Origin of the sequence: Mesorhizobium sp. J18 (genome assembly GCF_007829525.1) — a bacterium.
Lineage (GTDB): Bacteria > Pseudomonadota > Alphaproteobacteria > Rhizobiales > Rhizobiaceae > VLJP01.
Map to the genome: position 1 here is coordinate 1 of NZ_VLJP01000070.1, position 10,559 is coordinate 10,559.

Below are 10,559 nucleotides of genomic sequence, written 5' to 3' on the forward strand. Positions count from 1 at the left end.
AAGCCGCCGGCACCCGAGGTCTTCATCCCGGCATTCGCGCGGGCGGCCCTGCAACCCCAACCAGCAATGCCGCCCGCGCTGGCGCCGCGACCATCATTGCACTAACAATCAAATTGGACCCGTCCGTGGGGGCCGATCAAAGGGAGGCACAAATTTCGAGAGTGCGCTTCGGGTTATGCCGGATCTCGAACAGCGAATGTTCGAGGTTTCCGGCACTGCGGTCGCACATGCCGAAACGTTGAACACTGCGGCACACATTGCCGAAGCCGCTTCCCGGAACAGGTTCCTCTTTGCCGTTGCTTTGTCTCTCGCCGCTATCGGCTACACAGTCATTCATTTGCGAAACGCCTTCACGCGACACCAGGAGCAACAACTGAGATCCTTTTCCTCGCTTTATGCACACATGACGCGGTCGCGTATCGCAGCGCTAAAGCTGTTCCTGAGCTATCAGGACGAAGAGAGCGTGAAACACCCCGAGATGCTACGTCCCGCAGCGAAAGCTGCACAGCAGCTCGAAGGACACGCGCCGGGAGCGGCTAGCGGAGATTTTAGAAGTGATAAGGAAGGACTGTCCTTGCAGGCTCGACTTACGCATAAGCTCGGATGCAGCGGACGCATTGGTGCCGGCAACGCCGATACGCCTGGTTCTTGATGAAGTTGTGCAAAATGCAGAGATGGCCGTTTGCGGCAGGCCGGCCGCTCGGATCAAGATCGTGGCGCGTGTGATAAATGGGAGGATCTTCGGGCAGCGCCGGTTATTTGTTGAGGTCAATGACAATGGTGTAGGGATGACGCCCGAGGTACTCGCAAGGGCGAGAACCCCATTTTTCTCGACCAAAGCGGGATCACATACCGGACTAGGCTTGACCGGTTGCGCACGTATGCTCGCCGCCCTCAGAGGCAAACTGGAAATTACATCTCAGCCCTGGGCTGGCACTTCTGTGCGGATTTCATTCCCGATATAGCACTTCAGCGCAGATATTAGGCCGCGCCTGGTATGCAAGGGAACGCTTTCCCGTGCATGCTGGATTAGGCATTGGCCGAGTTGGGCAGGATCGGCGTTCACGAGGCGATGCGGCGACTATCGGACCTACTTTCCTCCTCTGCCGAGACACCATTTAGTGCTGGCGTATTCACCTCTGGCGCCCCTATTGCGCCTCGCGTGCCTGGTGGCCTCGTTTTACATGTGTCGAACTAAATCAGTTGTTGTGACCATCTTTCCACGCCAGCTATCCTATAGCCGGGCGCGAACAGCTAAGTTGGCCGCGGCCAACTTGTATACAGAACTCCGCGATCCCATTGATGTCTCACAGTTCTTGGCATGGTTACCGAATCATGGCATTTTCGATACGGTTTTTTAGCAAATTCGGCCTAAAAAGCGCATCGAAAGGGGAAATCGATGTTGCAGAATCAAAACGTATCGACGGCCGTTTCTTCGGATGCGCGAATTGCACAACACGCGCGCCAGCTCTCAAAGCAGCTTCAGCTTCTTGGGGAACGTCTCTTCCCACCGTCTTCTCAAAAGGGAATGAAGACCTTCACTTCAGGAGAGGCAGCTCAACTTATCGGGGTTTCCGACGGGTATCTCCGTCAGTTGTCTATCGATGGTAAAGGTCCCTCCCCCGAGATTTCGTCTACGGGCCGCCGCTCGTACACGCTCGAGCAGATAAATGAGTTGCGGCACCATATTGCCTCAATGAAACCAAAGGACGGGTTGGCATACCTGCCATGGCGGCGTCGAGGTGAGAAACTTCAAACGATTGCGGTTGCGAATTTTAAAGGCGGTTCGGCGAAGACAACAACAACAATCTATCTTGCTCAATATCTGGCTCTTCAAGGCTATCGGGTACTCGCAATCGATCTTGATCCGCAGGCATCACTTACTTCGATGCTGGGAGTGCAACCCGAATTCGATCTGCAGGAGAGTGACACACTTTATGGGGCGATCCGTTACGATGAGAAACGGCGGCCGCTCAAGGAAGTTATTCGCAAGACCTATTTTGCTGGGCTCGACCTCGTTCCCGGGAATCTAGAGCTTATGGAATTTGAGCATGAGACGCCGACGGCTCTTGTCGAACGGAAGACAAGCAATCGAGACATCTTTTTCAAGCGTGTTGGGAATGCGATCGCCGACGTTGAGGCTGACTATGATATTATTGTCATCGATTGTCCTCCGCAGCTCGGGTATCTTACGCTTGGTGCAGTATGCGCCGCGACAAGTTTGCTTATCACAATCCACCCGCAAATGGTAGACGTTGCCTCGATGTCGCAGTTTCTGCTGATGACGTCAGATCTTCTTTCCGTCGTTCGCAAGGCAGGCGGCGATCTTAGCCACGATTTCATTCGGTACGTCGTCACCCGGCATGAGCCGCATGACGGTCCGCAGGCACAGATCGTAGCTCTGTTGCGCAACCTGTTTGGGGATGAGGTTCTCGCGGCGACGGTTCTCAAATCGACGGCAATTGCGGATGCCGGGCTGACCAAGCAAACCCTATACGAGATCGAGCGTGGGCAGGTTCGCCGCTCGACATACGATCGCGTAATCGAGTCCCTCGACGCTGTAAATGGTGAGATCCTGGACGAGATTAAACACGTCTGGGGGCGCCAATGAGTAGAAGAGATAAACTGACGGGTATATTTGCCGACACCAGCCGTGAGTTGGCCGCGGCCAACTTTTCAGAGGAGGGCACGTCTGGTAGGGTTTTGGCAGGTCCCGTTCGCACGATGGGACTGGCTCTCGACCGCATGGATGAGGAGGCCCAGGCGCTGCAGGAGGCCTTGGCCTCTGGAGAGAAAGTTGTCGAGCTCGATCCTTTACTCATAGACGGTTCTTTCATCCGCGACCGCCTTGACGGCGAGGTGACCGAGGATGACCTGGTAAAATCTATTGAGGCCAACGGGCAGGAAGTCCCGATTCTTGTCCGCCCACATCCTGAAGTCCAAGGTCGGTATCAGGTCGCATACGGTCATCGGCGGCTTCGTGCCGCGCATCTCCTGAAACGGAAGGTTAAGGCAGTCATCCGGTCCATGACTGATGACCAACTCGTGGTGGCTCAGGGCGTTGAGAATACAGCGCGCCGCAATCTCTCTTACATCGAGCGGGCTACATTTGCTGCCAGCTTGGAAAGCCACGGTTTCGGCCGCAATGTCATCATGCAAGCGCTGTCGACTGACAAGACTGAGTTGTCAAAGCTGCTCTCGGTGACCAAAGCCATACCATCCTCGATCGTGAAAGCAATCGGCCCTGCTCCAAGTGCAGGCCGCCGAAGATGGATGGATATCGCTGCCAAAATCAGCAATCCTGACGTGCTTGAGGCCGTGAGGCGAGTAATCGGAAGGCCGGAATTCCAGGCCCTGAGCTCGGACGAGCGCCTCATGACTCTTTTGGTCGAAGCAGCCAAGAAACCAAAGGCGGAGCCATCATTCAGCGAATGGAAGCCGGAAGGTGGCAAAGTCACCGCGAAGATCAAGGATAGCGGGAAGGTTTACACGGTTTCCCTGAAAACGGCCGGAACCGACGTCGGCTTTGGCGAATACCTTAAAGGTCGGCTGGACGATCTCTATGCCGACTGGAAATCGAAACAGGAGAACTGAAACCGCAAAAGAAAAAGGCCCCCGAACGGCGAACCGCGGAAGCCCTTCTCGTGTTGTAGCGAACCGAGAATCTCATTTCCGCGAATCACTGTCAAGAGTCTAGGCGTCGTTTCGGCGAGCAGGTTTCTTTTGCCTAACGGTAGGTGAAGGAATGCAGACGCATATCTCAACGACGCCTTTTGGGCGGCGGCCGGTGTCGCTTGGCCAAATTGCAAGCCAGATGGTGACGCAGGACATTCCCCCTGATGCCGCTGTCAACAAGTGGCATGCCTTTCAGCATATCCGCCAAGCGCGCGATCTTCTGGGCGCCACGGACCGTTCGCTGGCGATCCTCAACGCGCTGCTCTCGTTTCACCGGGAGACCGAGCTGACGGGCGCCGGGGGGCTGATCGTCTGGCCCTCGAATGAGCAGCTGATGGCCCGCGCCAATGGCATGCCGGCAACGACGCTGCGCCGGCATCTCGCCGTGCTCGTCAAATGCGGGCTGATCATCCGCCGCGACAGCCCGAACGGCAAGCGCTTTGCCCGCAAGGGTAGGGGAGGGGAGATCGAGCAGGCCTACGGCTTCGACCTTTCGCCGATCGTTGCCCGTGCCAAGGAATTCAAGGATCTGGCTGATGCCGTCCAGGCCGAGAAGAAGGCGTTTCGCGTCGCCAAGGAACGCCTGACGCTTCTGCGCCGCGACATCGTCAAGATGATCGACGCCGGTATTGAGGAGAAGGTCCCCGGCAACTGGGGCCGCGTCCAGCTGGCCTATCAGGCGATCATCGCCCGCCTGCCGCGCTCAGCACCTCGCCAACACATCGAGAGCATCTGCGACGATCTGCATGAGCTTTGGGTCGAGATCCGCGAGATACTGGAATCATTCGCAAAATCGCAGAATCCGGACGCCAATGAGTCCCATTTTGGTCGCCATATACAGAATTCAAATCCAGAACCTAATTTTGAATCTAAATACGACTCAAGAAATGCGAAAGAAGCGGCCGCCAGCGCCGCAGAAACCGACAACATACGCAGCCTGCCGAGACGGGAGCTGCCCTTGGGCATTGTGCTGGACGCTTGCTCGAACCTGCGCGAGGTCGCACAAGGCGGGCAGATACGCCACTGGCGCGATTTTCTGGCTGCGGCGGAGACGGTCCGCCCGATGCTGGGCGTCAGCCCGAGCGCCTGGGAAGACGCGAAAGCTGTGCTGGGCGAGCAGCAGGCGGCGATCACCCTGGCGGCGATCTACCAAAAGGGCGAGCAGATCAGCAGCGCCGGCGGCTATCTGCGCAGCCTGACTGATCGCGCCAGAGAGGGCAAATTCTCGACCTGGCCGATGATCATGGCGCTGCTGAGAGCCAAGCTCGATGGCAGTCAGGCAGGCGGCGAGGACGGGGCGGGGGCCGACACCGTCAAGCGCCGTCACGACACTGCGTCCCGCGATGGCAACGGGCTGCAGGTGTCCGACGCCTTGCGCCGCAGCCTGGACAAGCCGAAATGGCGCTAGCGCGTATCTTTTCCAGGCTGGGCGAGGCGACGGCAGTTGCAGTTCGGTGGGAACGGCAGAGCGCGGCGATCAGGCGGCTATCGTTCCGTGCCCGGCCTTTTCAACCGCCACGGTTACCTTTCGGTCAAGCCGATTCAAAACCCGCACAAGCCGATCGATGGTAAACTTGGAAAGATGGGCATTGCGAATGTTCGAAACGTCCGACGGGGTAATGCCGGTCACTTCCGCCGCGGCTCTGACGGTGAGATGCCGGCGATCCAGCACCGCGATAATCTCGGCCGCCAGGAAGGCCTTCATCTGCTTGGTATCGGCATCGGGATCACCCATGTCAGCATAGACATTGCCGCTGCCTCTGACGATCTCGATCTTGTCTTCGCTCATGACTCCATCTCCCGTATTTGTCTAAGCCGCGCCTTGATGAGGTCGACCTCTTTCTTGGGCGTCGCAATGCCCTTGGTCGATTTCTTCTGAAACGCATGCACCACCCAAACGGCATCGCCGATCTGGACGGCATAAATCACCCGGTAAGCGTCGGAACGATAGGGTAGGGCGATTTCCATGACGCCCGATCCCAGTTGCTTCATCGGTTTTGCCAGATCGGCCTTTTGCCCGAAGCTTGCGATCGCAAGCGCGTCCAGCATGATGTCCTGAACGGCCTTCGGGAACTTTCGAAAATCCTTCTGCGCGGCTTTGATCCAGGCGATCTCCCTCATGGCCAGGTATTATCAAATTTGATAACACGACACAAGTGCGACCGGAGCGCGATTGCCCAGCAGCAGGGGAGGGGACTTCTCCCCTACAGCCCGGCGGCCCTGGTCAGGTTGACCCGAAACCTGTCGCGCCGCCGCTGGTATTTTCTCGTCATCTCCGCTGAGGCATGACCCAACTGCTTCTGCACATAGCGCTCATCGACCTCGGCCGAAGAGGCGAGCCCGGCACGCAGCGAATGGCCGGCGAAGAGCTTTCCACGTTCGCCTTCCGACAGATCGCCACGAACGCCTGCCGCGAGCGCCGCCCGCTTGACCAGTCGCGCGACCTCCTGATCGTTGAGGCGATCGGTGCCGACGGCTTTGCCCTGGCCGGTAACACGGCGGAAGACCGGGCCATGAGCAATCCGGGCGAATTTCAGCCAGGTTTCCAATGCCACGACGGGGCAGGTCGAGTCGGACGAGCCGCGGCCGATCTCAATCTCGCGCCAGCCGGTCTTGCCGCGCAGCGTTACCAGAATGCCTTTGTCCAAAATTTCGATCCAGCCGCGGCCATCCTGTGTTTGATCGCGGCCGACATCGAGCCCGACGATTTCGGAGCGGCGCAAACCCCCGGCAAAGCCGATGAGCAGCATGGCGCGGTCGCGCAGGCCGCGCAGGGTGCCGCGGTCGAGCGTCTCCAGCATGGCGATCAAATCCTCGGGCAACACCGCTTCCTTCTGCCTGGGCGGTGCCGCGTGCTTGTTGCGGATACCGGCCATGACGGTGGCGATGTGGCGGTCCTTCCTGTCGAGCGGCTGGCCGCGCTGAGCATAATTCCACGAGAGGGAGGAGAGCCGCCGCTCAATCGTCGACACCGATTTTTTCTCCCCGGTCGCCATGCCTGCGGCGTTGCCGGATGCCAGTGCCGTGATGTAGAGCCCGACGATCTGGGGATCGGGCGGCATGAGAGAAAAACCCTCGCGGCGGCACCAGCTGGTGAAATGCTTCCAGTCCGACGCATAGGCACGGCGGGTGTTGGCCGAACTCGCCGCCTCGACATAGTCGCGGGCCCGGCCGGCGAGCTGCTCCAGATGGGCCGGTAGGGGAGGGGAGGGGGCTTCGGCCGGTGTTCGACCCATTTCCGCGACGATATCGATGATGTCGGGCAGATCGTCGACCTCGACATCCGACGCTGCGACGTTGGATAGCCCGGATTGTGGTGGGTCGCAGTCGTGTTCGTCGGTCGGAGGTGTCGAGCGGCCACTAGCGTTCATTGGCGCGCACCGCAGATGAGATGTCGGTTTGCGAGAAATCATCGCCCTTGAAAAGGAGCGGCTCGCCGCTGAGCTTGGCCAGTGCATAGGAGAAGCAATCGCCGTAATTGAGAGCGGCCGGATGCCGTCCCTTTCCGTAGCGCCGCCAGGCACGACGGGCTTGGTCTGCGTGCTCCGCGCTAACCGCCACGATCTCTGCACCGGTCTTGTGGAGCCAGAGATCGAGATCCGCACCGCCTGCTTCTCCAAGTCGCGCCTCGATGACCATCGCTGCTTCAAGGACGGTCGCAGCCGATATCAGGCGCACAGGGTCGTCCGCAATTCTCTCGTGGAAGCCTCTGGCCTCCGGCTCATCGAACGCAATCGCAGCGATCGCCGACGTGTCGATAACCATCAGGACGGAATTCCGTTCTCGTCGTAGCCGATGATCTCGTCTGGCGTTCGATCGTCGAGGACCGGTTGGGCGCTCCAGCGTCTGCGAATTGCCTCCAGATCTTCCAGCAGCGCTGCCTTGCGCGCGTCAGAACCTGTCCTGCGCAGTCGCTCCTCGAGGGCTCGCTTGGTCGCAACAGTGATGGTCTCACCTGTGCGCTGGGCGAGCTTGCGAGCTAAAAGTTCCGTTTCCCGATCCTTGATGCTGAGGGCCATGGGGGTGTTCCTAGGTTCCTGATTGTCTACCTTCAGCCTATATACTCTATCCGATGCTGGAATGCACGGCGCTTTCGACCCGTTCCTGTGATTGAGCGGAGCCGTGGTGAGCACGATTTTCGGGGTTTTGATCGACGAGAGAGGCCATTTCTCGGAGTTCTCATAAAACGACCGATAATGCAACATTATCGGTCATTTTTTATCTACGACAGGCCCGGCGGTTAAGCACACGAACTCTGGCGAAAAGCGCCGCGCTGAGCTACGCTCCGGCATGGCCTCGCGCGCGCGAATCATCCCTGACGCTCCTCCCAGCTTCCCGCCCTTCCCGGCATGGGCGCGGCCGCCGGCGTCTGCCGAAGCCGTTGACGACGCGGATTTTCTCGCCGGCGCGGCGCTTTCCGCCCTGCATCCGATCGCCCGCCACGAGCACTCTGGCGCCAGCGCCTGGCGCTCGCCTGCGCCGCGGCCCTGGCGCGGCAGGAGGGGCGGACGGAAGACGAGGCCATGCTGCGCGACCACTGGTATCACCGGCGCGAAGGCGACGATCCCGGCCCGGCCGGCCGCCTCCTGAAAGCATGGCGATGGCTTGGCGAACGCTCAGTCGTGCGCACAGCGGACTGGGAGATCAACCTCGCCGCGCTCCTGGCGCATCGCTTCGACGAAGCCTTGCAGGACACGATCGCCTTCGCGACCGATCAGATGAAAGGGCAGGGGAGCCCGGTCGGCGCGGCCGCGGCGGTCGCCGCGACAAGCTTGCGGTTCCGGCCGGACTGCCGGCCGCTGGCGCTGTGGCTCGCCGACGCGGTGCTGGCGCACCGCCTGAAATGGCCGGTGCCGGTGCCGCTGTTGGCGGCTCACCTGAAGCGCGGCGACCTCCGCCATGCCGCGGCGCACGTCGAAGGCGCCAGTCCGTGGCGCACGGCCTGCAATCTCGCCTATGCACGCGGTGCCGCGGCCGCGGCCGACCTCTACGGTGACCTCGCGCGGCGCGCCGACAAGCTGCTCGAGGCGGCGCCGCAGCTGCGCGGCAAGGACGCCGACATGATGGTGGCGATCCTGCTGTGCGAGGACGCGCAGCCGGCCAAGACCGGCAAGGCGGCGAGCGACCGCTCGAGCCGGCGTCTGTTCGAGCGCCTGGTGAGCTTAAGCGCCGTGCGCGAGCTCACCGGCCGGCCGACCTTCCGGCTGTACGGGCTCTGAATCATGGCCCGGCGCGCGCGCTCCCTGGAAGCCTTCGATGCCGAGCTCGTCGATCTGCCGGCAGAACTGCGCTGGCGCGAATGGATGGGACGCGTCGAGGCGGTGATCTTCGCGTCGCCCGAGCCGGTCGGCCGCGACGTGCTCGCCCGCGTCGTAGGGCGCGAGTGCAACCTCGACCTGATCATCGACGACATCCGCAACGAGCTGCGCGGCCGGCCCTACGAGCTCGTGGCCGTCGCCGGCGGCTGGCAGCACCGCACGAAGAAGGGTTTTAGCGATGCAATCCGCGCCGCCACAGGGCTCGGGACTCAGGACTCCGCACTGTCGCAATCCGAAGCGTTGGTGCTGATGTGCATCGCCTATTTCCAGCCGATCACCCGCGGCGAGCTCGGACAGTTCTTCGGCAAGGAGGTCAGCCGCGACACGATCGGCCATCTGCGCGCGCTCGGCTTCATCGCCGCCGGTCCGCGAAGCCCGCAGCCCGGCGCCCCCTACACCTATGTGACAACGAAGGAGTTCCTGTCGCATTTTGGTTTCGACACGCTGCGCGACCTGCCTGACATGGAAGCGCTCGAGGATGCCGGCCTGCTCAGCAAGGAAAAGTTGTTGGCAGGCGACATCCCGCTCGCCGCGGAAGCGACCGCGCTCGATGACGACGATATGGTGTGAACCACATCATGTCGCTTCTAGCCGCTACGCAAATTCCGAAACCCGCCGACGAACAGGCGTTCGAGCGCGCCTCCGTCGCGCTATGGCGAGGCTTGCTCGGCGATCCAAACGTTCAGAGGAATGGAAGACGCGGCCAGCGGCAGAATGGTGTCGATCTGTTTGGCGTGCGGAACGGGTTGTGTTGCAAATTTTCTGGAGGGCACTCGGCGCCACTTTGCCGGACGCAATTCAGGCGGCAATTGCCTCGAACTGTTGCTTGAGTGACGGAGCTGGGTTGAAGGCGAACCGCCCTTGCCGCTTGCGCATCATATGAACCATCTCGATGCCGGCCAGGGTGATGGCTGCCGAGGAGAATGCTTTGAAGCCCATCATCGGTCGTACCCGCCGCTTGATACGTCGGTGATCCTGCTCGATCCGGTTGTTGAGGTATTTGCTGCTTCGGATGCGGATCGCCTTCAATTGGCGCCGTGACCGATCCTTCAACCGGCTCTCGGCGTCGCAGAAAATGATTGCTTCCCGGTTGGTTTGGCTGCCGTCGATGACGATACGATCCGGGCGGCCATGGCGGGCCAAAGCCTTGCGCATGAAGCGCTTCGCCGCCGGCAGGTCACGGTGTTTGCTGAACCAGAATTCCACCGTGTCGCCTGCGCTATCGATCGCCCTGTAGAGGTACATCCACTGGCCGCGAACCTTAATATACGTCTCGTCCAAATGCCACTTGCCACCGACGGCTCGCTTCCGTCGATTGAAGCTCTTCAATAGCACCGGCGAGAAATAGACCACCCAGCGGTGTATCGTCGAATGATCGATGCCGATGCCGCGCTCGGCCATCATCTCCTTCAGATCTCGCAAGCTCAGGCCGTATGCCAGATACCACCGCACACACAGCAAGATAACGGATCGATCGAAATGACGGCCTTTGAACATGCAATACGCTCCGAAATTGGAGCTGACCTCATGCCATCACCTCGTTGCTGAAAAGTTTGCAACAGATCC

At 60.3% G+C, this 10,559-nt stretch carries 12 protein-coding genes; 6 read left to right on the forward strand and 6 right to left on the reverse strand.

Going from position 1 to position 10,559, the window contains the following annotated elements; genetic code table 11:
- The first annotated feature begins 196 nt into the window (after positions 1–196).
- From L598_RS21550 to repC, 4 genes are all read left to right on the forward strand, one after another.
- Positions 197–652, forward strand: a complete 456-nt coding sequence (locus L598_RS21550) for a hypothetical protein (protein WP_186445118.1) — start codon at positions 197–199, stop codon at positions 650–652.
- 750 nt (positions 653–1,402) lie between these two features.
- Complete coding sequence (repA, locus tag L598_RS19425) at positions 1,403–2,611, forward strand: plasmid partitioning protein RepA (RefSeq protein WP_144865380.1); 1,209 nt, start codon at positions 1,403–1,405, stop codon at positions 2,609–2,611.
- Positions 2,608–3,594, forward strand: coding sequence for a plasmid partitioning protein RepB (gene repB, locus L598_RS19430; RefSeq protein WP_144865361.1), 987 nt, complete (start codon positions 2,608–2,610; stop codon positions 3,592–3,594). Before repA ends, repB begins: the two co-directional genes overlap by 4 nt.
- A 151-nt stretch (positions 3,595–3,745) precedes the next feature.
- Positions 3,746–5,083, forward strand: a complete 1,338-nt coding sequence (repC, locus tag L598_RS19435; protein ID WP_144865363.1) for a plasmid replication protein RepC — start codon at positions 3,746–3,748, stop codon at positions 5,081–5,083.
- A 69-nt stretch (positions 5,084–5,152) separates the two neighbouring features.
- On the opposite strand, the gene L598_RS19440 is transcribed toward repC, so the two are convergent.
- From L598_RS19440 to L598_RS19460, 5 genes are all read right to left on the reverse strand, one after another.
- Positions 5,153–5,464 carry a helix-turn-helix transcriptional regulator gene (locus L598_RS19440; protein WP_144865365.1) on the reverse strand — a complete coding sequence of 104 codons (312 nt, stop codon included), beginning with the start codon at positions 5,462–5,464 and terminating at the stop codon, positions 5,153–5,155.
- Positions 5,461–5,796 carry a type II toxin-antitoxin system RelE/ParE family toxin gene (locus tag L598_RS19445; protein ID WP_144865367.1) on the reverse strand — a complete coding sequence of 112 codons (336 nt, stop codon included), beginning with the start codon at positions 5,794–5,796 and terminating at the stop codon, positions 5,461–5,463. Before L598_RS19445 ends, L598_RS19440 begins: the two co-directional genes overlap by 4 nt.
- Positions 5,797–5,879: 83 nt before the next feature.
- Positions 5,880–6,911: a site-specific integrase gene (locus L598_RS19450; RefSeq protein ID WP_246658842.1), complete on the reverse strand. Its 1,032-nt coding sequence runs from the start codon at positions 6,909–6,911 to the stop codon at positions 5,880–5,882.
- 124 nt (positions 6,912–7,035) lie between these two features.
- Entirely contained in the window at positions 7,036–7,440 is a 405-nt protein-coding gene (locus L598_RS19455; protein WP_144865372.1) for a type II toxin-antitoxin system VapC family toxin, read from the reverse strand.
- Complete coding sequence (locus L598_RS19460) at positions 7,440–7,694, reverse strand: type II toxin-antitoxin system VapB family antitoxin (RefSeq protein WP_144865374.1); 255 nt, start codon at positions 7,692–7,694, stop codon at positions 7,440–7,442. The genes L598_RS19455 and L598_RS19460 overlap by 1 nt, the downstream gene beginning before the upstream one ends.
- A gap of 468 nt (positions 7,695–8,162) precedes the next feature.
- On the opposite strand from L598_RS19460, the gene L598_RS19465 reads away from it, so the two are divergent.
- Together L598_RS19465 and L598_RS19470 are read left to right on the forward strand one after the other, a co-directional pair.
- Positions 8,163–8,894 (forward strand): DUF1403 family protein, encoded by a 732-nt coding sequence (locus L598_RS19465; RefSeq protein ID WP_246658843.1) that lies wholly within the window; start codon positions 8,163–8,165, stop codon positions 8,892–8,894.
- A 3-nt stretch (positions 8,895–8,897) separates the two neighbouring features.
- On the forward strand, positions 8,898–9,563 hold the full coding sequence (locus tag L598_RS19470; protein WP_144865376.1) for an SMC-Scp complex subunit ScpB: 666 nt from the start codon (positions 8,898–8,900) through the stop codon (positions 9,561–9,563).
- Between the two features lie 228 nt (positions 9,564–9,791).
- Here L598_RS19470 and L598_RS19475 read toward each other — a convergent pair whose 3' ends face one another.
- Positions 9,792–10,490, reverse strand: a complete 699-nt coding sequence (locus tag L598_RS19475; RefSeq protein WP_144862852.1) for an IS6 family transposase — start codon at positions 10,488–10,490, stop codon at positions 9,792–9,794.
- Between the last annotated feature and the right edge of the window lie 69 nt (positions 10,491–10,559).

What these genes read in the sequence shown, in the direction of transcription:
- L598_RS21550 (WP_186445118.1), top strand. Translation starts at nt 197, where the DNA reads ATGTTCGAGGTTTCCGGCACTGCGGTCGCACATGCCGAAACGTTGAAC.
- repB (WP_144865361.1), top strand. Translation starts at nt 2,608, where the DNA reads ATGAGTAGAAGAGATAAACTGACGGGTATATTTGCCGACACCAGCCGT.
- repC (WP_144865363.1), top strand. Translation starts at nt 3,746, where the DNA reads ATGCAGACGCATATCTCAACGACGCCTTTTGGGCGGCGGCCGGTGTCG.
- L598_RS19440 (WP_144865365.1), bottom strand. Translation starts at nt 5,464, where the DNA reads ATGAGCGAAGACAAGATCGAGATCGTCAGAGGCAGCGGCAATGTCTAT.
- L598_RS19445 (WP_144865367.1), bottom strand. Translation starts at nt 5,796, where the DNA reads ATGAGGGAGATCGCCTGGATCAAAGCCGCGCAGAAGGATTTTCGAAAG.
- L598_RS19450 (WP_246658842.1), bottom strand. Translation starts at nt 6,911, where the DNA reads ATGGGTCGAACACCGGCCGAAGCCCCCTCCCCTCCCCTACCGGCCCAT.
- L598_RS19455 (WP_144865372.1), bottom strand. Translation starts at nt 7,440, where the DNA reads ATGGTTATCGACACGTCGGCGATCGCTGCGATTGCGTTCGATGAGCCG.
- L598_RS19460 (WP_144865374.1), bottom strand. Translation starts at nt 7,694, where the DNA reads ATGGCCCTCAGCATCAAGGATCGGGAAACGGAACTTTTAGCTCGCAAG.
- L598_RS19470 (WP_144865376.1), top strand. Translation starts at nt 8,898, where the DNA reads ATGGCCCGGCGCGCGCGCTCCCTGGAAGCCTTCGATGCCGAGCTCGTC.
- L598_RS19475 (WP_144862852.1), bottom strand. Translation starts at nt 10,490, where the DNA reads ATGTTCAAAGGCCGTCATTTCGATCGATCCGTTATCTTGCTGTGTGTG.